The organism is Acinetobacter sp. YH12126, from assembly GCF_013418745.1.
GTDB lineage: Bacteria > Pseudomonadota > Gammaproteobacteria > Pseudomonadales > Moraxellaceae > Acinetobacter > Acinetobacter amyesii.
In genome coordinates, this window is sequence record NZ_VPBM01000017.1 from 71,263 (window position 1) to 95,839 (window position 24,577).

At 41.0% G+C, this 24,577-nt stretch carries 27 protein-coding genes and 1 rRNA gene; 17 read left to right on the forward strand and 11 right to left on the reverse strand.

Annotation, left to right across the window (positions count from 1 at the left end):
• The first annotated feature begins 716 nt into the window (after window positions 1-716).
• On the forward strand, window positions 717-1,634 hold the full coding sequence (locus tag FTU62_RS12625) for a DMT family transporter (RefSeq protein WP_180102855.1): 918 nt from the start codon (window positions 717-719) through the stop codon (window positions 1,632-1,634).
• Window positions 1,635-1,757: 123 nt separating this feature from the next.
• Window positions 1,758-2,954: an MFS transporter gene (locus FTU62_RS12630; RefSeq protein WP_180102856.1), complete on the forward strand. Its 1,197-nt coding sequence runs from the start codon at window positions 1,758-1,760 to the stop codon at window positions 2,952-2,954.
• 54 nt (window positions 2,955-3,008) lie between these two features.
• On the opposite strand, the gene FTU62_RS12635 is transcribed toward FTU62_RS12630, so the two are convergent.
• From FTU62_RS12635 to FTU62_RS12645, 3 genes are all read right to left on the reverse strand, one after another.
• Entirely contained in the window at window positions 3,009-3,653 is a 645-nt protein-coding gene (locus FTU62_RS12635; RefSeq protein WP_180102857.1) for a HEPN domain-containing protein, read from the reverse strand.
• A 97-nt stretch (window positions 3,654-3,750) separates the two neighbouring features.
• Window positions 3,751-4,161: a hypothetical protein gene (locus FTU62_RS12640; RefSeq protein ID WP_180010992.1), complete on the reverse strand. Its 411-nt coding sequence runs from the start codon at window positions 4,159-4,161 to the stop codon at window positions 3,751-3,753.
• A gap of 193 nt (window positions 4,162-4,354) precedes the next feature.
• Complete coding sequence (locus FTU62_RS12645) at window positions 4,355-5,770, reverse strand: methylenetetrahydrofolate reductase C-terminal domain-containing protein (protein ID WP_180102858.1); 1,416 nt, start codon at window positions 5,768-5,770, stop codon at window positions 4,355-4,357.
• Between the two features lie 284 nt (window positions 5,771-6,054).
• Between FTU62_RS12645 and dusA the strand changes: the two genes are divergently transcribed.
• Window positions 6,055-7,086 carry a tRNA dihydrouridine(20/20a) synthase DusA gene (dusA, locus tag FTU62_RS12650; RefSeq protein ID WP_111885441.1) on the forward strand — a complete coding sequence of 344 codons (1,032 nt, stop codon included), beginning with the start codon at window positions 6,055-6,057 and terminating at the stop codon, window positions 7,084-7,086.
• Window positions 7,087-7,204: 118 nt separating this feature from the next.
• Here dusA and FTU62_RS12655 read toward each other — a convergent pair whose 3' ends face one another.
• Window positions 7,205-7,726, reverse strand: coding sequence for an Asp-tRNA(Asn)/Glu-tRNA(Gln) amidotransferase subunit GatC (locus FTU62_RS12655; protein ID WP_180102859.1), 522 nt, complete (start codon window positions 7,724-7,726; stop codon window positions 7,205-7,207).
• Window positions 7,727-8,116: 390 nt separating this feature from the next.
• A complete protein-coding gene (coaBC, locus tag FTU62_RS12660; protein ID WP_078191307.1) occupies window positions 8,117-9,388 on the reverse strand; it encodes a bifunctional phosphopantothenoylcysteine decarboxylase/phosphopantothenate--cysteine ligase CoaBC in 1,272 nt (423 codons plus the stop codon).
• A gap of 112 nt (window positions 9,389-9,500) precedes the next feature.
• On the opposite strand from coaBC, the gene radC reads away from it, so the two are divergent.
• The 3 genes from radC (at window position 9,501) to FTU62_RS12675 (ending at window position 12,316) form a co-directional block, all read left to right on the forward strand.
• Window positions 9,501-10,202, forward strand: a complete 702-nt coding sequence (gene radC / locus FTU62_RS12665; protein WP_180102860.1) for a DNA repair protein RadC — start codon at window positions 9,501-9,503, stop codon at window positions 10,200-10,202.
• 75 nt (window positions 10,203-10,277) lie between these two features.
• Window positions 10,278-11,189, forward strand: a complete 912-nt coding sequence (locus tag FTU62_RS12670) for a bestrophin family protein (RefSeq protein ID WP_078191309.1) — start codon at window positions 10,278-10,280, stop codon at window positions 11,187-11,189.
• A 77-nt stretch (window positions 11,190-11,266) separates the two neighbouring features.
• The gene (locus FTU62_RS12675) at window positions 11,267-12,316 is read left to right on the forward strand and encodes a hypothetical protein (protein ID WP_111885438.1); all 1,050 of its coding nucleotides are present in this window, start codon (window positions 11,267-11,269) and stop codon (window positions 12,314-12,316) included.
• On the opposite strand, the gene FTU62_RS12680 is transcribed toward FTU62_RS12675, so the two are convergent.
• Window positions 12,303-13,160, reverse strand: coding sequence for a PHP domain-containing protein (locus FTU62_RS12680; RefSeq protein ID WP_111885437.1), 858 nt, complete (start codon window positions 13,158-13,160; stop codon window positions 12,303-12,305). The two genes, FTU62_RS12675 and FTU62_RS12680, sit on opposite strands and share 14 nt — an antisense overlap.
• A 44-nt stretch (window positions 13,161-13,204) precedes the next feature.
• On the opposite strand from FTU62_RS12680, the gene FTU62_RS12685 reads away from it, so the two are divergent.
• Genes FTU62_RS12685 through mnmC form a run of 4 tightly spaced genes read left to right on the forward strand, consistent with a single transcriptional unit; the run spans window position 13,205 to window position 16,652 of the window.
• Window positions 13,205-13,816: an inner membrane-spanning protein YciB gene (locus FTU62_RS12685; protein ID WP_078191311.1), complete on the forward strand. Its 612-nt coding sequence runs from the start codon at window positions 13,205-13,207 to the stop codon at window positions 13,814-13,816.
• Window positions 13,817-13,844: 28 nt separating this feature from the next.
• Window positions 13,845-14,147: a YciI family protein gene (locus FTU62_RS12690; protein WP_078191312.1), complete on the forward strand. Its 303-nt coding sequence runs from the start codon at window positions 13,845-13,847 to the stop codon at window positions 14,145-14,147.
• 5 nt (window positions 14,148-14,152) lie between these two features.
• Entirely contained in the window at window positions 14,153-14,668 is a 516-nt protein-coding gene (locus tag FTU62_RS12695; RefSeq protein ID WP_078191313.1) for a hypothetical protein, read from the forward strand.
• A gap of 37 nt (window positions 14,669-14,705) precedes the next feature.
• A complete protein-coding gene (gene mnmC / locus FTU62_RS12700) occupies window positions 14,706-16,652 on the forward strand; it encodes an FAD-dependent 5-carboxymethylaminomethyl-2-thiouridine(34) oxidoreductase MnmC (protein ID WP_180102861.1) in 1,947 nt (648 codons plus the stop codon).
• A 44-nt stretch (window positions 16,653-16,696) separates the two neighbouring features.
• On the opposite strand, the gene FTU62_RS12705 is transcribed toward mnmC, so the two are convergent.
• On the reverse strand, window positions 16,697-17,011 hold the full coding sequence (locus FTU62_RS12705; RefSeq protein WP_078194202.1) for a rhodanese-like domain-containing protein: 315 nt from the start codon (window positions 17,009-17,011) through the stop codon (window positions 16,697-16,699).
• Window positions 17,012-17,103: 92 nt separating this feature from the next.
• Between FTU62_RS12705 and FTU62_RS12710 the strand changes: the two genes are divergently transcribed.
• The 3 genes from FTU62_RS12710 (at window position 17,104) to FTU62_RS12720 (ending at window position 18,756) form a co-directional block, all read left to right on the forward strand.
• On the forward strand, window positions 17,104-17,592 hold the full coding sequence (locus FTU62_RS12710; RefSeq protein WP_078194203.1) for a YajQ family cyclic di-GMP-binding protein: 489 nt from the start codon (window positions 17,104-17,106) through the stop codon (window positions 17,590-17,592).
• Window positions 17,593-17,619: 27 nt separating this feature from the next.
• Window positions 17,620-18,123: a DUF4442 domain-containing protein gene (locus FTU62_RS12715; protein ID WP_180102862.1), complete on the forward strand. Its 504-nt coding sequence runs from the start codon at window positions 17,620-17,622 to the stop codon at window positions 18,121-18,123.
• A 132-nt stretch (window positions 18,124-18,255) separates the two neighbouring features.
• The gene (locus tag FTU62_RS12720; protein ID WP_180094836.1) at window positions 18,256-18,756 is read left to right on the forward strand and encodes an ester cyclase; all 501 of its coding nucleotides are present in this window, start codon (window positions 18,256-18,258) and stop codon (window positions 18,754-18,756) included.
• Between the two features lie 67 nt (window positions 18,757-18,823).
• Here FTU62_RS12720 and FTU62_RS12725 read toward each other — a convergent pair whose 3' ends face one another.
• From FTU62_RS12725 to FTU62_RS12735, 3 genes are read right to left on the reverse strand one after another with little or no spacing between them, the layout of a single operon-like run.
• Window positions 18,824-19,243 carry an acyl-CoA thioesterase gene (locus FTU62_RS12725; RefSeq protein ID WP_078191328.1) on the reverse strand — a complete coding sequence of 140 codons (420 nt, stop codon included), beginning with the start codon at window positions 19,241-19,243 and terminating at the stop codon, window positions 18,824-18,826.
• A 21-nt stretch (window positions 19,244-19,264) separates the two neighbouring features.
• The gene (trxC, locus tag FTU62_RS12730; protein WP_078191319.1) at window positions 19,265-19,696 is read right to left on the reverse strand and encodes a thioredoxin TrxC; all 432 of its coding nucleotides are present in this window, start codon (window positions 19,694-19,696) and stop codon (window positions 19,265-19,267) included.
• Window positions 19,697-20,593, reverse strand: a complete 897-nt coding sequence (locus FTU62_RS12735; protein ID WP_180102863.1) for an alpha/beta hydrolase — start codon at window positions 20,591-20,593, stop codon at window positions 19,697-19,699.
• Between the two features lie 124 nt (window positions 20,594-20,717).
• Between FTU62_RS12735 and FTU62_RS12740 the strand changes: the two genes are divergently transcribed.
• From FTU62_RS12740 to FTU62_RS12755, 4 genes are all read left to right on the forward strand, one after another.
• Entirely contained in the window at window positions 20,718-21,053 is a 336-nt protein-coding gene (locus FTU62_RS12740; RefSeq protein WP_180094834.1) for a TIGR01244 family sulfur transferase, read from the forward strand.
• Window positions 21,046-21,468: a beta-lactamase hydrolase domain-containing protein gene (locus FTU62_RS12745; protein WP_180102864.1), complete on the forward strand. Its 423-nt coding sequence runs from the start codon at window positions 21,046-21,048 to the stop codon at window positions 21,466-21,468. Before FTU62_RS12740 ends, FTU62_RS12745 begins: the two co-directional genes overlap by 8 nt.
• A gap of 203 nt (window positions 21,469-21,671) precedes the next feature.
• Window positions 21,672-22,877, forward strand: coding sequence for a hypothetical protein (locus tag FTU62_RS12750; RefSeq protein WP_180102865.1), 1,206 nt, complete (start codon window positions 21,672-21,674; stop codon window positions 22,875-22,877).
• A gap of 83 nt (window positions 22,878-22,960) precedes the next feature.
• Entirely contained in the window at window positions 22,961-24,334 is a 1,374-nt protein-coding gene (locus FTU62_RS12755; protein WP_180102866.1) for a dihydrolipoyl dehydrogenase, read from the forward strand.
• A 138-nt stretch (window positions 24,335-24,472) separates the two neighbouring features.
• Here the strand turns inward: FTU62_RS12755 and rrf are convergent.
• A 5S ribosomal RNA gene (gene rrf / locus FTU62_RS12760) occupies window positions 24,473-24,577 on the reverse strand; the annotation flags it as partial.

A 24,577-nucleotide genomic window follows, 5' to 3' on the forward strand; every position in this document is an offset into this window, starting at 1 on the left:
CTATTTATAACTTTTTAATATTACTTAAGACCAAAAACATAAATAATTTCGCTGGTTTTAGTGCAGATTGTTTCAGTGCGTTGATCATTGTGACATTTTCATTCGACAACTAATGACCTGAACGTGTCGTGAAAAATCGACTTAAGTCAGGTAAAGCCGCTATTTCATTCAGACTGCATCAGCTCGTTGACTCATTTGACAGTTTTGACGTGCTGACCTGCATTGAAAACTGACTTTTTTCTGCCACAGTCTCGTCAAATCGGTCAGCTTGAATATCCGATGGATTTTTGCGCACATTTCGGGTTTATTGAGATCTTGCTCTCCCCACCTGATGCTTCGCCTTAACTTAGAATTGCCTTTTTTAGCTAAAAAAATAATTTTTTGAATATTTAGCATCATGATATCGCTACTGACTTTCTATCCCTAAAAAACACTATTGCACCATTTGTGTGCAATTTTCACCTTAAATGTTTCAGCCTGATATATTTGACCTGCCGAGTCATGTTGAGATTTAAAAAGTTTAAAAACAAATTGGTCATTTCTTCCACTGTTTTTCATGTTTGATCTAGCAATCCCTTATGCATAAAGGAATAAGTACTATTCTTTTTTTGCATTTTTACTCACACGATGCATTTTTTATAATCAAAATGATAGTTCAAACTTATCGGAACAATGCTGTCGAATTCGTTCAGTCGTCATGAGGCACACCTTAACTTATGTCAAGAAACCTTAGTCCGCACTTCATCGGTGCAATTTTTGCGCTGATTGCTGCCTTCTTGTTTAGTACCAAAGCGATTTTTATTAAGCAAGCCTATGCACTTTCTCCTCTTGTCGATGCCACTGTCCTCATGGCTTTACGCATGATGAGTGCATTGCCGTTTTTCTTGGTCATTGCATGGCTGAGTCGATGTTCCTATCAAACGATTCAACGAAAAGATTGGGTGCTCTTGCTCATTTCCGGTTTAATCGGCTATTACTTTTCGAGTTGGCTCGACTTCCGTGGCTTGATGTATATCAGTGCTTCGCTTGAACGAATTATTCTTTTTCTGTACCCCACATTAACTGTACTGGCTTCCGCTGTTTTATTCAAAAAGCCACTAAGTTTTAAAACCATTCTTGCCCTGATTTTAAGTTATGGCGGGACAGTTTTAGTGATGCTACAAGAACAAAATGCCACACCACATGATCAGTACTTTTGGCTCGGATGTAGTTTGGTTTTTGCCAGTGCCGTGCTATTTGCAATTTACTTATTACTCACGCCAGGACTCATGCAAAAGTTTGGTTCTTTACACTTTACCGGTCTAGCTCTAAGCATTGCCTGCATTGGGACGATTATTCATTTTCTATTTGCAACACCACAGCCTATTGCCTTGCTCCAACAACTCCCGAGTCAAGTTTGGCTGTATGGTTTAGCGCTCGGACTATTGGTTACCGTGCTTCCAACCATTTTGATGATGCAAAGTATCGTCCGACTTGGGGCTGCACAATCGGCTATGATTGCCTCTATCGGGCCCATTTTAACGATTTTACTGGCCGTTGCGTTACTGAATGAACATTTAAACCTATGGCAATGGGTCGGTTGCGGTCTGAATATGCTGGGTGTCTTGATGATCAGTCTCAGTAAGAAATCCTAATCGCGCGCTTGGATACTATTCACAGAGAAACACTTTAAGACCTGTTTGATTTTCCTTATAGTGACCACAACAGTATGGGAGCAAATTCCTTGCATACGCTTCCGCCCAAAATCTGGACAATTTATGAAAGCCTCGATCGACATTAGCCATGATAAAACCCTGTTGTGGCTTATGGCTGCTGCATGTGGTTTATGTGCGGGTGCCAATTATTATTGCCAACCTTTAGTCGCTTCTATCCAACAAAGCTTTCAAATTCCACAATCAGAGGTGGCGCTAACCGTCACCTTTGCGCAAATTTCTTATGCTTTGGGTCTACTGTTTATTGTGCCGATTGGCGATATTGTGAATAAAGCCAAATTTATTCCTCTGCTCATGCTTGGAGCGACTGTGGGTTTAGCCCTCTGTGCTTTTTCAACCAATCTATACATGCTTTGGGCAGGAACCATTATCACCGGGCTATTTTCAGTGGCTGCTCAGGTCCTCATCCCTTTGGTCACGGTTGCGATTCGACCTGAAAAAATTGGGGCTGTTGTTGGCTTTTTAATGAGTGGATTATTGGTCGGCATTCTGTTATCGACCAGTCTCTCTGGCTTATTGTCCTATCTGTTTCATTGGAAATCGATTTACATTCTCAGTGCTCTCTTGATGTTGGTGTTAGCCGTCTTACTCAAAAAGCGTCTGCCTGTGGTCAGCATCACACGGATGCCCTACAGCCAAGTTTTCCAATCCATGGGCGCATTACTCAAACATGAGCCACGTTTAATTTTCCGTTCTCTGATTGGGGGCTGTGTCTTTGCCGCGATGAGTATGCTGTTTTCCACCATTGCCATGTTACTGACTGAGCCACCTTTTCAATTAGCCGATGTTTGGGTTGGTGTTGTGACTTTAGTTGGTGTGTTTGGTGCGCTATCGACACAGTGGATTGGGCGTTGGGCAGATTTGGGCTTTAATCGAAAATTAACTTGGCTTGGTTGCAGCATCTTAGCCCTCAGTTGGGGACTGCTATATTTGGGTGGATCATCTCTTGCTTTTTATATTTTGGGCTATGGTTTAATCAACCTCGGTTTGGCAATGGTGCATAGCTGTAATCAAAATATTATTTTCCAACTCAACCCGATTGCACGCTCTCGAATCAATTCAATTTACATGACTTTTTATTTTGTCGGTGGTGCATGTGGCTCAGCTTTGGGCGTATTTGCATGGCATCATGGCGGCTGGACCACCACCTGCATGACAGGGATTATTTTAGTCATTGCTGCTGGATTTTTTATCTTGATCGATCAACTCTATACTGCGCGGCAACTAAAATATCCACAATGAGAAGTATTCATCACCGCAATAAAGCCACATTACTGTGGCTTTAGTTTTTGAAAATTAACTGACCTGCACCACAGGATAAAAGGGTTTGCCTAAATCCAAGGTTTCTGCATTTTCTAAAAGAATCACCATAAACACCGGTAAGAGTGCCAACAGTATTGTGCAGCCATCTTGAAGTTGTTTGCGATTGACCGAACTTTTATAGGTCGCGCCGCCATGAATCATTTGATTGCGTAGCGTATACATGCGATTGAACAGCACCATTAAAATATCAACGGAATCTTTTTCTTTAAGCGCGCGTAGTACTTTCTGTTTTTCATGCGCCAGGCCCTCTTTGCATGCGTCATGGCTAATTTTTTGATTTTGATAATCCCAAAAGCCCTGATAAACATAGGGATTATCCAAAAACAACCGTATTGGCTGGCTAAAACGCTCCCATAAAATATTATAGATTTTATGCTCTGCATCCTGTTGGCAAATCAGATATAAAAACTGCCTTAAGCTTTGCTTGTCCTGCGCAATCTGTAAATCTTGTGCGTATATTGCGTTGAAGGACACCCACAAACTGATAAATTGCAAATCGAGATCATCTTGAAGATCAATCGACTTTTTCAGCCAACTTAAACCTCGATGAATGCGTAAATTAAATTGGTCGGTATGTTCCGACTTTTTACTTTTAAATATTTCTTCAAGTAGCATCATGCCTGCTAAATTCCAATGGATAATTCGTTTATTTTTCTACCATTTGAACTTAGCGCAATTGTTTACCAGCATGCAATCAAAATATCTCTGTATTCAACTATTTGGTCTCATCTTGTGTGAGATAGGTATAACGTTCTAAAAGACCATTTTCATCAAAAATCAATTCATAAGACATTTTCTTTCCATTAAAAACGGATTCGGCAGGTGTTCCGAAAAGCTCCCATAAACCCACAGTCGCCACATCTGCCGCACCATGCCAAAACGCACGCCCCACTTTACTGGCAGTCGAATAACCTTGGGTAAAGGTATAAATTTCATGGCGTTTGCCATTTTTATATTCAGAGGTGATCGGTGCGCCAAATTCAGCAATCACCAAGTTACGAGACAGCCCTTGTTGAATCATTTCGGTATTTTTCTTGTTTGGCTGCTTACTTGCCATGACAACTGAACAGCCTGTTGTGCCTGACAATGTGAAAACTAAAGCTATTCCTAAGCAGGTCTTTTTCATCATGTGGTATTCCCCAAATTCTTCAAATTTCTATTTTTAATTCTTGATTTTTGATTTTCATCTGCTGTTGATCTTAATTGCTTCTTTCATCTTTTTCATTTTTTATACGACTATTCGTCTGATTTTTAGAATGATTAGCGCTTGAAAGAATCACCTTTATGAAGGTTTTAGACTGAATAATGCTTTAAGTGAATTATTGTTCTGTTGGTGACGAATTCGGTGGAACAAACCAGTTTTTCCAAGAGCTACTGTGGCGAGTTTCAATTGCAACGGTAGGGATGAGCTCTTGCTTCAGCATTTTTTCTTGACCAACGGCTTTCGCCAACCGCGCTTTGACCGAGTGTATACACTCACGGTCTTCAAACTCACAGCGGTCAAGGTTGGAGCCACCACAGGGTCCATTGGCTAATCCTTTTGGGCAGGTTTCAGGACAAATATATAAGGTTTCGCCTAAACGACATTGTCCACAACTTTCACAGCCCACAATGCCATGTTTACTAATAAATTCTGTTTTCAGCAAGGCCGCATCGGCTTTCGGTTTTTGCCATAATTTGGCCGAAAAAATATAAGATCCCGCCCCTTTGGCCAGTTTTGAACTAAAAAATAACTCATGCATGACATGCATACTTTTATATTTCAAAACCTGTTCAACTGGAGCCTTATGGTTATTTGCGCCCGTCGGTTGGAAGTTCACCTCAACACTAGAGCGCCAAAGCATTTTCCATTTTGCTAAACATTGTTCAAACGTTAATGTGGCAAATTGCAAAATTGCTTTTTGCAACTTCTCTTGTTCTTCCGCTTTATGACAGGCCGATAAATGAACCCCTGCATAGCCCAATTGCTGACACATTAAAATTTGTAAGGCACAGCGAGCATAGACATTTTGTTCAGCTTGTATGGCATCAGTTTGCTGTTCTTGTTGCAAAAAATTTAATACATCTGCTGAAAGCACGATGCCTGCGACTTTTTGCTTGGCCATATAGCGGGCACGGGCAAATGTCAGCGGCATGACACAAACCAATACAGGCACACGTGGATAATATTGCTGCATATAGCGTTGGTAACTGCTCAACACATCCATGTCAAAGCCCAACTGTGTAATCACATAGTCTGCGCCAGCTTGAATTTTTTTATCCAGTTTAAAAAACTGCGCATCCTTTTCTGCTTCTGCATATTTAAAAGGATTAAATGCTACCCCTAAATAAAACCCGCCATAGTCTTTGGCTGCCATGACTTGATTGACCGACTCTAAATAACGGCTCCGTAGAGTCGGATCATTTGCCCCATCCTGATGCTGCTTGAGTTTATCACCACTGAGCAAAAGTAAATTCTCTACCCCGTGCTGCTGAGCATCTTTCAGAAAAGTTTGAAAATCTGAGATATCTCGACCTTTACCCGAATAATGCAGAATTTTTTCAATGCTTTGAGGGTAGTCTTGCATTGCTTCTAAAGGAGCAATATCCGTGTCACTTTGTACTCGGTCAGCCAATGTCATGCACACAGGAAAGCCTGCAAATGTCGTTGGGACCAAATGCGTTTTTTGCGTCGTTAGATATTCAAACGAGATACAAAACTGGCGTTGCAATAGATATTGGGAAAATAAAGACATAAAGGCAGGCAGTTAAATCTGCTGAGAAACCATACAATAAACTTTATAAAATTATAGATTAATCACATAAAAATTTAAATTACTTAAGCCACACTTCCGACTTTTTCTAGCCTGACCTTGAATATGTCACGCTAGCAAGACCATGCCCCAAACCACAATTTATGCTAATATTGCGCGCGTCTTGAAATGCGGTTTTTTTCATCGTATTTCAGACAGCTTTTGGTATTTCTTCACCATTTTCCATTTCGTTCTTCCATCTTGTTCTTTTAAGGCGTGTTTTTTTAATGACTGATCTCCAACCCATTGAAAATAAACTTCAACCACGAATTAGTGTTGCGCCGATGATGGATTGGACGACTCGTGACTATCGTTTCTTTGCACGCTTGTTTAACCCTAATGTGATTCTCTACACCGAGATGGTCACCACAGGTGCGATATTATTTGGCGGTGCGAATCGTCATTTGGACTATAACAACGAAGAACACCCGATTGTGTTACAGCTTGGTGGTTCAAATCCCAAAGATTTAGCGACCTGTACCAAGATGGCACAGGACTGGGGCTATGATGAAGTAAACCTCAATGTCGGCTGTCCGAGTGACCGCGTTCAGAACAATAAAATTGGTGCATGCTTGATGGCAGAGCCTGATTTGGTGGCTGAATGTATTGCTGAAATGCGAAATGCTGTTGATATTCCAGTGACCGTGAAACACCGCATCGGGATTGATGACATGCAGTCTTATGAAGAAATGCTACATTTTGTCGATACCGTGGCAAAGACTGGCTGTGACAATTTTATCGTGCATGCGCGTATTGCCCTGCTGCAAGGGTTGTCGCCAAAAGAAAACCGTGATGTGCCACCTTTACGTTATGAAGATGTTTATCGTCTGAAACAAGAACGTCCAAATTTATTGATCGAAATTAATGGCGGGGTGAAAACCTTTGCTGAAACGCAGCAACATTTACAACATGTTGATGGCGTGATGATTGGCCGTGAGGCTTATCACAACCCGTATTTATTGGCTGAGATCGGTCAGCTTTGGGATCTCGAATTACCCAACCGTTTCGATATTATCGATCAGATGCTACCGTATATTGCTAAACGCATGGAAGAAGGTGCGCCGCTTTCTATCATTACCCGTCATATTTTAGGTTTATTCCAAAATCTACCAGGTGCTCGAAAATGGCGTCAGGCTTTAAGTGGTGGCAATGCCAAAACCTTTGCAGATGTGGAAAATGCCATCCAAAATATTAAAGATGCAATGCAACGTACAGAAGACTATTTACGTGATCATCCTAAAGTCGTTTTAGAAGATTAATCCTATAAAAGTAAAAGCCCGCTATTTTGCGGGCTTTTTTATTTTCACGCCTCACAAAATACGTGTTTGGCAACATCGTCACAACTCAGCTAAATCATCTAAACAGTCACATCATTGCTCAATGACTATTGACCGTAATGTTCCCTTTGGGAAAAGGTTCATCATCATAGCCAGTCCATTGATAATCGGATGGATCTTCTTCCTCACGCAAACCCACATAGCTCTCAGGCGCCGATGTAACAGGCTCAACCTCCTCGGTTGGCTGTTCCAATTCCTCAACCAAATGATTCAACTCTTGATCTAACTGCGCCTGATATTTTGCGATTTCAGCTTCGTCAATGAAGGCAAATTGTTCTTCATCTATTTTCCATGCATAACCTTGCAAATCTTTGTAAATCTCGACCAAAACAGTATAAGGCTGACCATCGTATTGCAACGTCGCCTGAGCCTTAAAACTTAATCCCTTACGTTCTAATACTTTTATATTTTGGATCCGTAAATGGTACTGCCGATAATCTGGATTCTGATCAAACTCGTGCTGCATCTGCTGCTCAATCTGCCGAGATAATTCATCTGTCGAGACAAAATAACTACAACCAGCCAAACTTAACAGTAAAAAAATGGTGAGCCATCGAAACATATTGCATCCCCCATGATGCATTTATTCTTGATGAAAAAGTCAGACCGATCACAGATTCCGATCCAAACATTCCTCATTGTTTGCTTCATAATAGCCAATAAAACACACAGTACAAGCCAAATTATCAAGATTTCTCAATTTTATATTTAATTTTGATATCAATCACTTAAATTGCATTTTTGCTGTTTTAAAACACTGACAGCCTTGGTCTATTGCTGACATATTTTTGTTGAAAATGACCATTTTGGTAGTGGTTTCCTAACCTTCAAATTTTCAACATGAAACTGAACACCTCGTGATTTATTCAATATAGAGCCTTAAAACAAGACATCATAAAAGCGCCATAAAAAATCCCCGAACATTGCGGGGATTTTGAGGAATCAACTGAAATTATTCATCATCCGTTTCAGGCTCATGATGTAGCGCATCATGTATAGCTTCCACCAATTGCTGTGCAATTTCTTGTTTTGACGCTTTCTCTAAATCACGCTTTTCCATTTGATATTGATCTGCGAAGAACACGGTCATGGCGTTTTCATCAGAAGCAAAACCAATATCTTTACGTGAGACATCATTGCAAGCGATCATATCGAGTTTTTTCGCCACAAGTTTGCCTGCGGCATACTCCTCGACATTGCGTGTCTCGGCAGCAAATCCAACCATAAATGGACGTTTTGACTGCTGCGCAATTGTTGCAACGATATCTGGGTTTTTAATTAATGCTACATTGAGTTCATCACCAGCTTTTTTGATTTTATGCTCTGCAACTTCTGCCACGCGATAATCGGCAACAGCTGCTGTTGCGATAAAAATATCACAGCCTTCATCTAACATTTGCAGACTGGTCTCTAACATTTTAATTGCAGACTGCACATTAATCCGTCGTACACCATTTGGTGTATCTAAACTTACGGGTCCTGCGATCAGCGTTACTTTAGCCCCAGCCGCATAACAAGCCGCTGCCAGTGCGAACCCCATTTTACCTGTGCTGTGGTTGGAAATATAACGTACAGGATCTATCGACTCACGTGTAGGACCAGCTGTGATCGCCACATGTTTGCCTGCAAGCATGCCAAATTTTTCAGCAATGGCTCGCTGTGCTTGATGAAAATAGGCCGTCACTTGATCCGCCAAATCTTCTGGCTCAGGCATACGTCCTAAGCCCACATCTCCACATGCTTGAGAACCGGCATCGGGCATGATCACATGTACGCCATCTTCAACCAGTGTATTTAAATTACGCTGTGTCGCTTTGGCTGCCCACATTTGCTGATTCATCGCAGGGGCAACCCAGACGGGTGCTTTTGTAGCAAGATAAAGTGTCGAAAGAAGATCATCTGCTAAACCCGCCGCAAATTTTGCCAGCGTGTCGCAACTTGCAGGAGCAACCAACACCAAATCAGCCCAACGTGCCAATTCAATATGCCCCATGCCCGCTTCTGCTTCAGGATTGAGTAATTCGGTATGTACAGGGTTGCCTGAAAGCGCCTGAAACGTTAGCGGGGTCACAAAGGCTTGCGCACCTTGAGTCATCACCACGCGCACATCAAATCCGGCATCTTTTAACCGACGGACAAGAATGGCACTTTTATAGGCTGCGATACCACCAGTGACACCTAAAAGAATATTTTTTGTGGGCATTACACTTAAATCAAAGCTCACGAACAGGCTACCTATCTGTTGCAGTGGCGCTCACAATAGCATTAAATATGCACTGACCCAACAATCTGCTGTGAAAAAGCCGATTGACTGATAATAAAAAAGTCTAAGAATAATGAATAATTCAATTAAAAATTGGCCTGAACAAGAGCGCCCACGTGAGCGCCTGATTCAAAAAGGCGCACAAAGTTTATCCGATGCTGAGCTACTGGCTATTTTCCTACGCTCTGGTTCCCAGCAGCGCTCTGCTGTCGAACTTGCACGAGTCCTGATTCAACATTTTGGTCAGTTGCAAGCGCTAATGGATGCGTCACTTGAGGATTTACGCCAGTTTCATGGCATTGGAAACAGTAAATATGCTCAGCTCATGGCGGTAAAAGAACTCGGAAAACGCTATGTGAGTCAGCATTTTCAAAATGAAGCCTTGCACTTGCAACACTCTGAACAATTACAAAATTTTCTTCGCTTTGAATTTTTATCGGAACGTCAAGAAGTCTTTGGCGTGCTTTGTCTAGATGCGCATTTAAGAAAAATAAACTTTAAAAAACTTTTTTATGGCAGCCTCAATACCTGTGAAATTTCCATCAATCAACTGCTGCGTTATGCCATTTCTGAACACGCCAGCAGTATCGTCATTGCACATAATCATCCTTTCGGTCGTGCAGAACCCTCTGCTGCCGATCTGGAATTGACTCGACTCATTCAGCAGGCTTGTCAGCTGGTAGAAATTCGACTGATTGATCATTGCATTATCTCCACAGAAGGGAGTTTTTCCTTTGCTGAACATGGCTTGCTCCAAGCACACTTATCTGCATGAAACAGTTATTGACAAGTGCTTGAGCAAACCCGAAGATCATCATAATTTTTTAAAACTAGAAATTATCATTCGAACATGATCGTCCGTGACCAACCGAGTATTTTTAAACTGCTATTTTCTTGGCGAGGAACGATTTTACCTAAGGTTTTACCACCGCTCGGGATCGTTATGTTGCTGTCTGCCATTGTGGGCGGCTTATCCTATGTCGATATCTTCCATTTTACCGAATTTCCTTTGGTCGGCTTTACCCTAATTGGTGTCGTGCTGTCGATTTTTTTAGGCTTTAAAAATTCAGCTTGCTATGACCGTTGGTGGGAAGCTCGGCGTTTATGGGGCATTTTGATTGCCAATGCACGCCATTTTGACCGTGACTGCCGTTTACTCAGTCAAGGCCGTCGTGAACGTGTGATCCAACATGTGATTGTGTTTGCCAATGTTTTGCGTGACCGACTCCGCCATCAAACCGCCAACCCCACTGAACTAGTTGAAACCAGCGGCATGAGCGCGAATGCCATCACTCAGTTATACCAACAAGCCAATGCACCGCAGTACACGTTGAGTTTGATTCAATGGGAGCTAATGCAGGCGCTTAAAGATGGTGAAATTTCAGATATTATTTATACCCAGATGAATCAGCATGTGATGGAACTCAGCACCGTACAAACAGGCTGTGACCGGATTGCCACCACGCCATTACCGTTTGCTTATTCGGTCTTGCTAAATCGAACCGTTTATTTTTTCTGTTTTGTCTTACCCTTTAGCTTGGGCTCTACCTTAGGTCTCGCAACCCCCCTTTTGGTCGGAATTTTAGCCTATACCTTTTTAGGCTTAGATGCGCTGAGTTCAGAGATTGAAGAGCCCTTCGGTACACAAAGCAATGACCTTCCATTGGACTCGATGGTGCGTACTATTGAAATTGAACTTCTTGGAACTTTAGGAAAACCCACCCCACCACCGATTCAAGCTAAAGATCATAATTTATTATAATTGGTATGCGTTTCGCCTGAATGCACGGATCGCATTCAGATCCATGATCCATACAACACCCATAATAAGGAAAAATCATGAAAATAAAAAAACGGATTTTCACTTATAAGCCACAACCGATTCTGCATCCTTGCAAAGCGCTTGCTGTGATTTTCATGTTCGTTGTGTTGCTGTTTAGCATCGCATTACTCCTAGCATGGCAAGGCATATTATTCACATCATGGCAAAGCAATTGGCAATTCTTATTCCTGATGAGTGCTCTATTTGTCATCAGTATATTTCGTGACAAATCGCAAAGAATCAAATTTCCATTTTGGATTCAACAGCATTTGATTGATCCCAAATTGGCTTTGGATTTAAAAGAACACGCCTTACGCAGTTCAGATGCTGTGATTGTGGATTATCGAGAGGTCCGTGAACATTGGTGGCAAGGCAAACAGCAACAATTGCTCTTAAAGCTCAATGAACTTGAAGAGGCGAAATGGTTTAGCGTCGATCTCCATCAAGTCTTTGCGAGTACTTTGTTTTTAAACATTCATGTGCAATTGAATTCTGCCCTCATTGGGCAACAGATTTGGGTGCATTATTTGGCACGTACGCGCACCATCGTGCAGTTATATGCGCATGATCAGCTTGATGATTTTCATCAAATGAAAAACTACTTTGCCATGCCCTATACGGGGAATATCTATTTTGAGCAGATTCCAACACGGCTTACGTTGGATTTACCTTATTTATCGGAAATTCATGCCGTTCGTGAAGAAGATCAACCCGGTTATCTCCTCAAACTGAAAACCAGTTATGGGCAGAGCTATCGTATCAGTTCACAGGCACGGCATTTTGATAAACTCGAATTGGCACTCTCAAGCGCCATTGATTTTATTCCTTATCGCAATTTTAAACATCAACCTACCATGCAATCTGCCTTGCTGACCAAGAGGCATCCTCAACGCGTGACAAGTCTACTGTTGTGCATAATCGCCATCAGTGTTTTTATCATCGCGTTTTTGTTCAAGGCATGGTTCTGGGCATGCGTTGCCGTGGGCTGCCTCTATCTGCTTTACCGTAACATTCAGCATTATCGAACTTCACCGTTTATCGAAGATCCTGATGTCAATGTGACTTAAAACTGTCCCAGATTCCAACTTGCCCTTCTTTCACTCGAGGGATGTTGCCGAGTTTGATCCATGGCATATTGTCACCATGAAAATCACTCCCAACAGAAACTTTTAAGTTAAAGGCAGCAATCATACGATCCACCATTTGACGAGTCGATAATGGCTCAATTGCCGGTGGTAATTCCACTGCATCACCGCCCGCTTCAGCAAAGATTTCAATCAAATAACGAATATTGGTCGCAGATAAATCATAACGCGTTGGATGCGCTAACACTGCAAAGCCACCACTGGCATGAATCACCTCAATGGTCTCAACAAGACTCGGACCTTCAAATTTTACAAAAGCTTTTTTGCCTTCTTTAATATATTTATCAAAAGCTTGTTGTGGACGTGAAACTACCCCCTTTTCCACCAAAGTTTTGGCAATATGGGTACGTGTTACCCGATCTGGAATATGGTCGACTTTGGCAACCACATCGCTATAAATATCTTGACCAATTAACGGTATCAGTAAGTCACAAATCTGCCGAGCACGTTCCGCTCGAATACGCTTTTGATCCATTAATAAGGCTTGTAAGGGCGCAGGATTTTGCATATTTAAAGCGACGATATGCACACCATAACTTTTTTTGGTCGCAGGTCTCGACCACTGGCTAGAAATCTCCACACCAGAGATTAATTGCAGCTTTAATTCATGCGCAACCTGCTCTGCAGCCAACAAACCGTCCATCGTATCGTGATCAGTCAAAGCCAGCGTATGAATTCCAATAGCACTTGCGGCCTGCACCAGAGCCTCTGGTGACAAAGTACCATCAGAAATATTACTGTGTGTATGTAAATCTACGCCTTGCATCTCTATACTATGTCATTTATTTGATCAGATTTAGATACTCTAACATGAAAGCACTTTTAGACTTTGTGCCACTCATTATTTTCTTTTATTTATATAAAACTGTAGATCCAAAAGATACGCAGCACCCATTATTACAATTGATTGGTTCTGCTGGGGGTGTCGATAACAATAACATTCTTGTGGCAACATCAGGTCTCATCATTTCCATGCTTGTGGTTTATGGTGCATTGTTTGTGATGCAAAAATTCCGTCTAGATAAACAGCAATGGATTGTGTTGTTCATGACCGTGATTTTTGGTGGTATTACCCTGATGCTAAGCGATGATTTTTATATTCGCTTAAAAGCCGTTTTACTGAACTTAGTGTTCGCAGGGGCGTTTTTACTTTCTCCACTGTTTAGTAAAGATAAGAAACCGCTCATCGAACGTTTATTTGGTCCAGTCTTAAATTTAACCGCTGTCGGTTGGAAACGATTGAACTATGCATGGGCTGCAATGTTCGTGGTGATGTCATGTTTACACACCTTTTTCGCTTATTTGTTTGCAGACGGAAAATATTGGGGTGAATTCACTGCTTTTGGTGACATGATCGTGATGTTTTCCTTTATCATTATTCAGTTTATTGTATTACGTAAATACTTTAAGACCTCAGAATAATCCATTCGGTCAAAAATCAGGAAAAGTCATGCCATTATTCGTCGTAAGCTGTACAGATAATGAAGGTACAGTAGAAAAGCGCCTTGCAGTTCGCCCTCAACATCTTGAACGTCTACAAAAACTTGATGATGAAGGTCGTCTGATTGTTGCAGGTGCGATGCCTAAAGATCCGGCAAACCCGCAAGCTGGTTTTTATGGCAGTACGATCATTGTCGATTTTGATAGTCGTGAAGCCCTAGACCAATGGTTGGCAGATGAACCTTTCCTCAAAGAAGGGGTTTATGGCCAAATTGATGTCAAACCATTTAACAAAGCATTTCCTAAAGGATAAGGTTCATGCGCGTCGTTGTTTCTAGTTTACTGGGCTTATCTTTAATTTGTTCAACTGCATGGGCTGAAGAACCGGCTCCTGCACCTGCTGTAGCCCCTGCTGCTCAAGCAACGACTGCAACACCTCCTCCCAATCCTGTGCCGCATACCATTCCTGCCAATAAACCGGGCATCATTAAAGTGGCGGCAACCGTCAATCCCAATGGTCAACCTCAAGATGCAAATCCATTGACCATTGAGCAATTGGCAAAAAATAAAGCGCTGCAAGATGCCAAAGTCAAAGCGATGGTCAAAGACCAATCAGTACGCTTACAACAGTTAGAAAAAGCTAACCTTGAAGCCTTGGCGCAAAACCAAGAATTACAACTTAAAAATGATAGCTTGGGCGTACAAGTACAAGTGCTGCAAAGTGAACGTAGCGCGCAGATGTTTTTATACGGCGGGACCACACTTGGTGTTGGCGTGATTTTAGGTTTCTTGTTGGCCAGTTACGTCTATACCAAACGTCGTCGTCAATGGTAATTCATTTTTCTACTTCAATTTAAAGGTTGCTTGAGTTTTGTCAGGTGCAATTCAGACTGCCGATCTCGATTGGCAAATGATCGATGGCATTGATATTCCAGTGTCTAAACAGTTTGGTGATGTGTATTTTTCGAAGGATAACGGCCTACTCGAAACACGTCATGTGTTTTTAAAAGGGAATGACCTCGACACTCGCCTTGCGGCACTGACTGATTTTGAATATTTCAGTGTGGGCGAAACAGGTTTTGGTACAGGCTTAAATATTTTAGCCTTGTGGCAATTATGGCAACAGGTTCGTCCAGATAATCACAGTCATCTGCATGCTATTTCTGTAGAAAAATTCCCTTTATCTAAAGCAGACCTCATTCGTGCATTAAATGCATGGCCTGAATTACAACCTTTGGCACAGCAACTGATTGCGCAATATCCTGAACCTATTGCGGGATGTCATCGACTCAATTTTCCAGAAGAACGTTTTTCAATTGATCTTTGGTTAGGCGATGCACATGACGTTTTTCCGGTCATGGCAAAAACTGCTACGGTCAATGCATGGTTCTTGGACGGTTTTGCACCCGCCTGTAATCCTGACATGTGGGAAGAAAACGTACTCAAAAATATCGTGCGTCTATCGGACATTGGGACGACCTTCGCCTCATTTAGTGTGGCAGGTGTACTGAAACGCGGCCTACGTGAGCATGGTATTACCATTACACGACCACGTGGCTTTGCGCATAAGCGTGAAATGCTCAAAGCTTTTTGGCTCGCACCTGAAAAGTTAGATGATCAATCCGTAGTTGCTGACATACCCACCTTAGACGAAAAAAAAAATCCTGAAATCCCTGTAGGTCATAAGCCCCGTCAAATCGCGATTATTGGCGCTGGCATCGCCGGTTTAAGCTGTGCTTGGGCATTTGCTCAACGTGGGCATCAAGTGCGTATTTACGAGAAATCAGCACCACTCAGCGGTGGATCGGGTAATCCTCTTGCCCTACTCAACCCTAAACTCTGTCCAATTGAACAAAGTGCTGAACATTTGATGACCTTGAGCTGGTTATATGCACTCAAGCATTATCAAAACTTCAAGGCATTTCGTCCCTTACAGATTCACCAATCTATTTTAAAAAATAAAGCAGAGCACCTTGATTTAGCTCAAGCTTATCCTTCAGAGGTATTAGCGGCTGAAGAAGGCACGCTAAATCAATTAGCCTCAACATATCCAACCTTGCTCCTCAAACAAGCAGGCGCAGTCAGTCCACATCAGCTTCGTGACCAAATCTTGGCACATCCACACATTGAATTGTTACAAGCAGATATTCAACGCATTGAGCAGCAAAAAAATGGCGTTGCGCTATTTACACAGGATCAGCTGCTTCCATCTGCCGAGCATGTCATTCTCTGTGCGGCACGTGACAGTATGCGGCTACAAACAGATTATCCAGAGCTGCGTGCCATTCGTGGACAAGTCAGTTGGTTGAACAACCCCGCTCAACAAATGGATATGCATACAGCCTATAGTTATGGGGGCTATTGTATGCAACTGGATGCCGAACAGATGATTATGGGCGCGTCATTTTATCCCGGCCGTGATGACACCGACATTCTCACAGAAGATCATGTGCATAACTATGAACTTATCCACAGTGTGTTCCCTGATTTTGCAAAAACCTTAGCACCGATTGAGCAATGGCAAGGACGTGCCGCAATTCGCGCACAGACAAAAGACTTTTTCCCGGTAATTGGTGCAGTCCATGAAGATCAGCAAATTTTTAGCTGTAGTGGACTCGGTTCTAAAGGTTTCCTGTATGCCCCGCTCTGTAGTGAAATCATTGCCGCGCTGGTCTTAAAAGAAGCCTGCCCTATTCCAACACAGCTACTCGATAAAATTCATGCAGCACGTTTTATACGACGCGCCAAAGCCAAACAAAAAACTAAGAAGCCTTATTTTCAGGGTCAGATGCCGTCAACTCGCCCTAAAGAAAAATAACCTGCAATAAAAAAGCGCCTTTCGGCGCTTTTTTTGATTCGATCTCATTTCCCTTGTTCCAAAGGAAGACCGGCATCACGAGCAGCACGCGTGCCGCCCATTAATATTACATATTCACGTGAGCTGTCAAAACCCTCTAGTAACTCTGCTGCACGTGGAGCTTTACTTCCACCACCACATAAAATGTAAATGGGTTGATCCGTTGACACCTGAGTCAGTGCATCTGATGACAATGCGTTGATCGGTCGGTTAACCGCACCTTTCACATGTGCTTCAGCATAAGCACTTGCATCGCGAACATCCCAGATAATCGAGTCTTCTGGGAACTCAAATGTTGTAATTTCTTGTTTACGGATCATTGCGCACTCCTTTTGATGTAAACAACACTTGGCAAATGAAGAAAACATCCCTAGCATCTCAGATATTCTTTCCCTTTGTAAAGGTCTAATCTATGCCTTCTTTTGATATTGTTTCCGAATTAGAAGTTTTTGAAGTAAATCATGCAGTTCAAAACACGCAAAAAGAAATTGCGACGCGTTTTGACTTCCGTGGTCAAGACGTTTCAATTGAGTTAAATGAGAAAAATAAGGAAATCAAAATCTCAACAGAAAGCGATTTCCAATGTGAGCAAGTGTATACCATGCTCGAAAATCATTTCTTCAAACGTAAAGTAGACATTCAAGCATTGGATCCACAAAAAATGACAGCTTCTGGTAAAAACGTTATTCAAGTGATCAAACTAAAAGACGGTCTTGACTCTGATACTGCAAAAAAAATCAATAAAGCCATTAAAGAAAGCGGCATTAAAGTGCAATCTTCTATTCAAGGCGACAAAATTCGTGTGACTGACAAGAAGCGTGACACTTTGCAACAAGTGATGGCGTTCTTAAAAGAGCAACAATTTGGTGTGCCGCTTCAATTCAACAACTTTAAAGATTAAGGCAGTACAACTGCCATTGAGGTCAATATGGCACGTCCAAATCGTCTAAATAAACTGGTCAAAGCAAGCTCTAAATTACCCAAAGGTATTCAAAGTCGTTTGCTCAGTCGAGCTTTTGGTCGTGTCGTGCCCATGGTTGGAACAGCTAAGATCCAATATCAACATGTCAGCCCTGAGCGTGTTGAGGTGAGCATCGCCAATCATAAGGCGATGCAAAACCATATCGGGCAAGTACATGCCTGTGCCATGGCACTGATCGCAGAAACAGCCACAGGTTTTGTCACAGCAATGAACGTCCCTGATAGCGCCATTGTCCTGATTAAAAGCTTCAAAGTTGATTTTAAACGTCCAACCCAAGGTGGGATGAAAGCCATCGCAACGCTTACACCCGAACAGCAACAACAAATGCAAAGCACAGAAAAAGGTGAAACCTTAGTACAGGTCTTCGTCACCGACGAAACTGGTGAAGCACCGATTCAATGCGAAATGCTTTGGGCTTGGGTGGCAAAATCCGCTCTGAAAAATAAATAAATGTAAATAAAACTTACTTTTAGGTAAGTGTAAGTTTTACCAAATTTCAGCAAAATCAAGACTGTTTTTTACTATTTATACGCCCTAATTCCGCTCAATATGCTTGCACGACACAAATATATTGAGCACTTTATGAAAAAAATCATTCCCCTTTCATTCATCGGCATGGCGGTTTTTTTAACTGCATGTCAAAGTAATATTCCTGCTACGCCAACGACTCCAAATCAAGCGGCTGATAGCAATATTCAAACCAGCCAAGCGGCGGAAAATAAGAAAATCGTGATTGATTTTTATGAAGGTGTCTTTCTTAAACATCAGGTTAAGACATATGCTGACCGATATATTGGCAATCAATATATTCAACATAATCCGCATGTACCTGATGGCAAAGCGCCTTTTGTCGATTATTTCACCCAGTATTTTAAACAAAATCCTGAAGCAAAAAACCAGATCAAACGTGCTGCTGCCGAAGGTGATTTGGTCTATTTACATGTGCACTCTATGCAAAATAATCAAGACCGAGGAGAAGCCATTATTGATATCTTCCGTGTTGAAAATGGCAAGATCGTCGAACATTGGGATGTGCAACAGAGCATTCCTGAAACCAGTGCCAATTCAAATACAATGTTCTAATTTCTCAGTCACTATTCATAAAAAAGCCACTCGATTGAGCGGCTTTTTTTTTTGCGTCTAACTTTAATTAAGCTTGATCTGCAGCAAATTTAGCTTTTGCATCCGCAGGAATTTGACGCTTAGCACCTTTCACATCGACAGCGACAAATGTAAATACACCTTCGGTTACGCGAATTGGATCACGTGAACTGTCGTGACTATCCCAAACTTCAATCTGCATTTGGATAGAGGTATTACCCACTTTTAAAATTTTGGTATATACACTGATGACATCCCCGACTTTCACTGGAACAAGGAAGGTCATTTGGTTAATTGAAATCGTTGCACAGCGTCCTTGACTGAAACGCTCTGCGTGAATTGCACCGGCCAAGTCCATTTGTGACACGATCCAACCACCGAAAACATCACCACTCCAGTTGGTGTCTGCAGGCATCGCGATGGTTTGTAGGGAAAGCGTTCCTTCAGGTTTTACATGAGTTTCTGACACTTTAGCTCCTGGCGCTGACATTTATTGAGGTAGATTTAACTGCTGGTTGAGCCATTGTTGTAACTCACCAGCACGCATTGCACCACTTATTCTAGCAATTTCGTTGGTTTTATTCATCAAAACCAGTGTAGGAATACTACGAACATTAAATGCACCGCTCAATCGAGGGTTTGCTTCGGTATCAATTTTGGCAAAAACCACCTTCGGATTTGATTTTGCAACTTGTGCAAAGTGTGGCGCCATCATCTTACATGGTCCACACCACTCAGCCCATAAATCGATCAGCACAGGTAAATCACTATTGCTAATAAAGTTGGCAAAGTTCTTTTCATTCAACTCGATGGGCGCCAGTGGAATCAATGCTTGATGACATTGACCACATGCAGGTCCAACTTCGAGTTTTTCTTCAGGTACACGGTTTTTTGCACCACATTCAGGACACACAACGATCATTTAGCTGACTCCAACATGTTGATGTAAAAATTCTAATTGGGTTGCCATGGCTTTTTCAAACCATTGCCCGTGATAAATATCAAAATGTTGCATTTCCCACTCATAATACTGCACATACGGTGCAATATTGGTCGCAGTTTCTCGGCTTGATTCAATGGGAATCAAACTATCTTCTTTGGCTGCAATAAAAAGTACTGGTATGCTAATTTTACGGACATCCAAAATTGGACGATAACGAATTAATTTAAAAAAGGCCCGAGCCGGAATTTCGCCACTCCAATAAAAATCAGGATTTACAATCGATAAGTAGCCCGCATAACTATCTTCAGACTGTAAAAAGCACAATCGATGTGGATCGACTACAGGCAAAGTCGTTGGACTCATCCCAACTTTAGACCCCATATAGTCCTGACTCGATAATTTTAACGCTTTGGGTAATTGCTGTAGGGGATACAATTTTGCACTTTCAGCGCCGTCGACAAATGGTATTTGTACCATTACTGCTTTAATATTTTTAAGCTCTGCCGCCAAACTAAGTACATAGCCACCACTCAGCGATGTTCCCCATAATACAATGCGTCTCGAATCAATCGATTTACGCTGCTGTAAATGATCGATCATGGTCCGCCAATCTTCAAGTTGAGCTTTAAGGTTTACTAACTCTCGCGGACGCCCCGTACTGCCACCCCAATAGCGATAATCAAACAATACGACAGCATAACCCGCTTGTACAAAGCGCTTTGCATATTGCACTAATTTAAATTGGCGTAATGCCGCTAAACCATGTGCCATGAGAATGACTGCAGGTTTTTCAACAGATTTTGGACGATAAAAGTCAGCAGCTATAACATCTTGTCCGCTTTTGACATACAGTGGTTCGACTGTATAGGCGTGCATACGCGCTCCATTGCGTTATTTTATGGTTGTAATCGCTTATAAAAATTTAAGAACATTCTGCTCAAGTTTGTGCTTAATGCTATCATAAAGCATAAATCTATGAATTAAATTATGGAGTGACTCAATGAGCGAAAATGTTGGTTTTGCAGGTCAAATCGGCCCAGAACATGTAGTGCAAGTGGTTGAAAAAGGCTTTAAATCGATTATCAATAACCGCCCTGACATGGAAGGTGGTCCGGAGCAACCAACCAGTGCTCAAATTGAAGAAGCAGCACGTAGCGCTGGTTTAGACTATGTTCATCAACCGGTTGTTGCGGGTCAAATTTCTGAGCTAGATGTCCGTAACTTTGCTAATCATTTTAATGAATTGCCAAAGCCAGTTCTAATGTTCTGCCGTACAGGTAACCGTTCAAATAACCTATATCAACTAGCAAAACAGATGGATCTTTTGGATGACTAAGGCTTTCATTCAAAAAGCTTTATTGATCGCAACATGCATCTTTTCGGCACCCACATTTGCTGATAATAGCAGTCAGCCCTTAAATGCAAATTTAAGTGTCTCTGGGCAAATGACCACAGATAAATTTTCAAGTTTACTCAAACAACTTAAATTTAAATCTGTAATTGTGAATCGACCAGATAATGAGGCGGGCAATGAAGTGACTGTTTTACAGTTACGAGGCATTGCGGAAAAGTCTCATGTGAGTGTTGTGTATCAACCTGTGCAAAGCGGTAAAATTTCTCAAACAGACGTGAAGGAATTTGCCAAATACTATAATGAGCTTCCTAAACCCATTTTGATGATTTGTCGTAGCGGTTCTCGTTCGACATCTCTTTTCAATCAAGCTAAAGCTCAAGGTTTGCTCAATGAATAAATTCGTGTTTACCGTTTTATTTACAACGTTGTTGCTAACAGGGTGTAATTCTATGAATGTACGTCCAACCGTTGGTGTAAGTGTCGGGACTGCACTATAAAATGACGAATATAAAGATGGCGCTATTTGCGCCATTTTTTATGTGTGGTATCTTTACGCAATATAACTTTTTCTATACATAAATAACTATTTTGGGGTACTTCATGAAATTCGTTCAAGGGACACTTGTACTTACTTTAGCCACTATACTTACAGCTTGTGGTGGTGGTGGTAGTGATGGATATTTTAATAACGAAGGAACAGATTCTTCTAATCAAAACAATAATAATAACAATGGTGGTACAACAACCCCAACTGAAATTGCAAAAGCACAGTTAGATATTCTAAAACGTGAAGGGCAATATTTATTCGGTAATTATGATCCTAACGATGCATCAACAGCAAAAGGCTATATTGATCATTCAATGGATACATTTGCGCAAGGCCCATTACAATTAAGTTTAGATATTAGAAAAATAAACTTAAACTCATATAAAAATACTTATCACTACAGAGATAAATGTTTCTATTTAAGTAAAACTGACTATAGAGCATGTTATGTTTTTATTGGCGAAGATATTAAAAATGTCTTACCGGGTTATGACAACTGGGATTTCGATATTACAGCTAATGATCTAAAAAACATCAAATTACAACATGATGAAGTGACACCAAACTTAGAAGAATATGAATCCAATACTCGCATTTACGTATTTGAAAATGAAAATGGAGATAAAAATTTCCATGATGTAACAATTACTGGTGCATTTGCTTATCCATTTCAACAGTCTTGGGGAATACAACAAACTCAACAAAAAAGGTTTGTTTTAATAAATGGCAATACAAGCGACTATAAAATTACAACAACAGCAATAGTTACGGATCCAGAAACTGGTGATGATATTGAACGTGAAGTAACAACAGGTGCTATCAGTATTTACAAAGATCTCTCTTCTCTCGATGGAGATTTATACAATATTCAATCTGGATCAGGATTTAATGTATTAATTAACGATAACCCAAATATTCCTTTTGCAGAACCAATTTCATTCGTATTAAATTCAACACCAGGTACCACAAGTTCAGCAAGTTATCGTGTGAAAGCTTCAGGTGAACAAGAACTAATTTTACCTAGCATCACAACAATCGATGGGACTCGAGTTGAGAATGAAGCCTCTAGTTTAAATAGCCAGACATTTACTGGAAGCATTAAATTAACAGGGACGAACATTTTGAAATTTAAACAAGCTACAAGTGGTAGTCTTAGTTTTGAACATGCTATTAATGGAATAACATTCAAAGGTTCATCTACTAATAATGCAGGAACTGTAAGTACAAGTTTAACATTACCTTCTGGTATTAAATTTTAAGTGTAAAAAAATGCAATTAAACCCTCTATACTGAGGGTTTTTTTATATATTAGATCTAAACTCATGAAATGAAGCATATCCAAATGTATGACATCATCATTATCGGTGCAGGAACAGCAGGCATTTCAGCCTATAAAGAAGCAATCAAAAAAACACAGAATATTCTTATCATTAATGATGGTCCTTGGGACACCACCTGTGCACGGGTCGGTTGCATGCCAAGTAAAATACTCATCTCTACTGCCAACCGTATGTACGAAATAGGACATGCTAATAATTTAGGGCTAGATGTCAAAAGTGAAATTGATACCTCTAGCGTCATGCAACATGTTCAAACCTTACGTGATCGTTTTACACTAGCCACCTTAAAAGATGTTAAAAGTTGGCCAAGCCAACATAAAATTTCAGGAAAAGCTAAATTTATTGATTCAAATACAATTCAAGTAAATAACCAAACATATCAAGCCAAGTCATTTATCCTTGCAGTAGGTACAACGCCTGCTATAGATACTGAACAAAAACAAATATTAGGCCATAAATTAATTACGTCCGATCAGATATTCGAATTAGAACAACTACCAAAATCTGTCGCAGTTATTGGAAGTGGCGTGATCGCTTTAGAATTGGCTCAGGCTTTAACACGCCTCAATGTAAACACTACTGTTTTTGCACGTAGTCGAAAAATTGGCTCATTGACTAGCCCCATATTACAAAAGCTCGCACAGGAAGAGTTAAGTAAAGAATTAAAGCTAAAGTTTGAAATTTTACCTGAACATTACTCTCTTGAAGGCGATCTAGTTCATTTAACCTATACTGAAGAAAACGTACAAAAGTCGCTACAAGTTGACTATGTTTTAGCTGCAACTGGCAGACGTACATTATTAAATACCTTAGGTTTAGAACGTATAAGTGCAGAATTTAAAGATATTAAAAATTTACCGATCAATCCGCATACAAAGCAACTAGCTGATTATCCAATTTTTATAGTCGGTGATGCACATACCAATACCCCTATCCAACACGAAGCAGCTCATGAAGGTAAATTTACAGTACAAAACTGTTTAAACTTTCCACAAATTAAATCCATCAAGACGCTAACCCCTTTAGGCATCTTATTTTCTACACCACAAATGGCAACTATTGGTCAAAGCTATAAGCAACTACAAGATAAAAACACAGAATTCGTCATTGGTTTCGTTTCTTACGAAAAACAAGGTCGTGCGATTGTTGCTGCTAAAAATAAAGGGGCTGCCGAAGTATATGTGGATACAATTAACCATACACTATTAGGAGCTGAGCTATTCTGTGCAGAAGCTGAACATTTAGCACATTTGCTTGCTTGGATGATTTCAGAAGAACTAAGCATACATGAAATTTTGGATAAACCTTTCTATCATCCAACTTTAGAAGAAGGGTTAAGAACAGCATTAAAGCATGCACGACGTCAGTTAAGATAATTTTATCGCTCTATGTAAATTTATAGCGTTGGATATCCAACGCTTAATTTCCGTATCCCCCTCTATCTTTTTCCTTTCCCTTTTTCTTCCGACATAAAAAAACACCCCCTGAGATATCAGGGGGTGTTTCGAATAATGAGCTGGCGATGACTTACTCTCACATGGGTAACCCCACACTACCATCAGCGCTAAGAGGTTTCACTTCTGAGTTCGGGAAGGGATCAGGTGGTTCACTCTTGCTAT

Coding starts and splice junctions, on each gene's coding strand:
- FTU62_RS12625 (WP_180102855.1), top strand. CDS start 717: ATGTCAAGAAACCTTAGTCCGCACTTCATCGGTGCAATTTTTGCGCTG.
- FTU62_RS12630 (WP_180102856.1), top strand. CDS start 1,758: ATGAAAGCCTCGATCGACATTAGCCATGATAAAACCCTGTTGTGGCTT.
- FTU62_RS12635 (WP_180102857.1), bottom strand. CDS start 3,653: ATGATGCTACTTGAAGAAATATTTAAAAGTAAAAAGTCGGAACATACC.
- FTU62_RS12640 (WP_180010992.1), bottom strand. CDS start 4,161: ATGAAAAAGACCTGCTTAGGAATAGCTTTAGTTTTCACATTGTCAGGC.
- FTU62_RS12645 (WP_180102858.1), bottom strand. CDS start 5,770: ATGTCTTTATTTTCCCAATATCTATTGCAACGCCAGTTTTGTATCTCG.
- dusA (WP_111885441.1), top strand. CDS start 6,055: ATGACTGATCTCCAACCCATTGAAAATAAACTTCAACCACGAATTAGT.
- FTU62_RS12655 (WP_180102859.1), bottom strand. CDS start 7,726: ATGTTTCGATGGCTCACCATTTTTTTACTGTTAAGTTTGGCTGGTTGT.
- radC (WP_180102860.1), top strand. CDS start 9,501: ATGAATAATTCAATTAAAAATTGGCCTGAACAAGAGCGCCCACGTGAG.
- FTU62_RS12670 (WP_078191309.1), top strand. CDS start 10,278: ATGATCGTCCGTGACCAACCGAGTATTTTTAAACTGCTATTTTCTTGG.
- FTU62_RS12675 (WP_111885438.1), top strand. CDS start 11,267: ATGAAAATAAAAAAACGGATTTTCACTTATAAGCCACAACCGATTCTG.
- FTU62_RS12680 (WP_111885437.1), bottom strand. CDS start 13,160: ATGCAAGGCGTAGATTTACATACACACAGTAATATTTCTGATGGTACT.
- FTU62_RS12685 (WP_078191311.1), top strand. CDS start 13,205: ATGAAAGCACTTTTAGACTTTGTGCCACTCATTATTTTCTTTTATTTA.
- FTU62_RS12690 (WP_078191312.1), top strand. CDS start 13,845: ATGCCATTATTCGTCGTAAGCTGTACAGATAATGAAGGTACAGTAGAA.
- FTU62_RS12695 (WP_078191313.1), top strand. CDS start 14,153: ATGCGCGTCGTTGTTTCTAGTTTACTGGGCTTATCTTTAATTTGTTCA.
- FTU62_RS12705 (WP_078194202.1), bottom strand. CDS start 17,011: ATGATCCGTAAACAAGAAATTACAACATTTGAGTTCCCAGAAGACTCG.
- FTU62_RS12710 (WP_078194203.1), top strand. CDS start 17,104: ATGCCTTCTTTTGATATTGTTTCCGAATTAGAAGTTTTTGAAGTAAAT.
- FTU62_RS12715 (WP_180102862.1), top strand. CDS start 17,620: ATGGCACGTCCAAATCGTCTAAATAAACTGGTCAAAGCAAGCTCTAAA.
- FTU62_RS12720 (WP_180094836.1), top strand. CDS start 18,256: ATGAAAAAAATCATTCCCCTTTCATTCATCGGCATGGCGGTTTTTTTA.
- trxC (WP_078191319.1), bottom strand. CDS start 19,696: ATGATCGTTGTGTGTCCTGAATGTGGTGCAAAAAACCGTGTACCTGAA.
- FTU62_RS12735 (WP_180102863.1), bottom strand. CDS start 20,593: ATGCACGCCTATACAGTCGAACCACTGTATGTCAAAAGCGGACAAGAT.
- FTU62_RS12740 (WP_180094834.1), top strand. CDS start 20,718: ATGAGCGAAAATGTTGGTTTTGCAGGTCAAATCGGCCCAGAACATGTA.
- FTU62_RS12745 (WP_180102864.1), top strand. CDS start 21,046: ATGACTAAGGCTTTCATTCAAAAAGCTTTATTGATCGCAACATGCATC.
- FTU62_RS12750 (WP_180102865.1), top strand. CDS start 21,672: ATGAAATTCGTTCAAGGGACACTTGTACTTACTTTAGCCACTATACTT.
- FTU62_RS12755 (WP_180102866.1), top strand. CDS start 22,961: ATGTATGACATCATCATTATCGGTGCAGGAACAGCAGGCATTTCAGCC.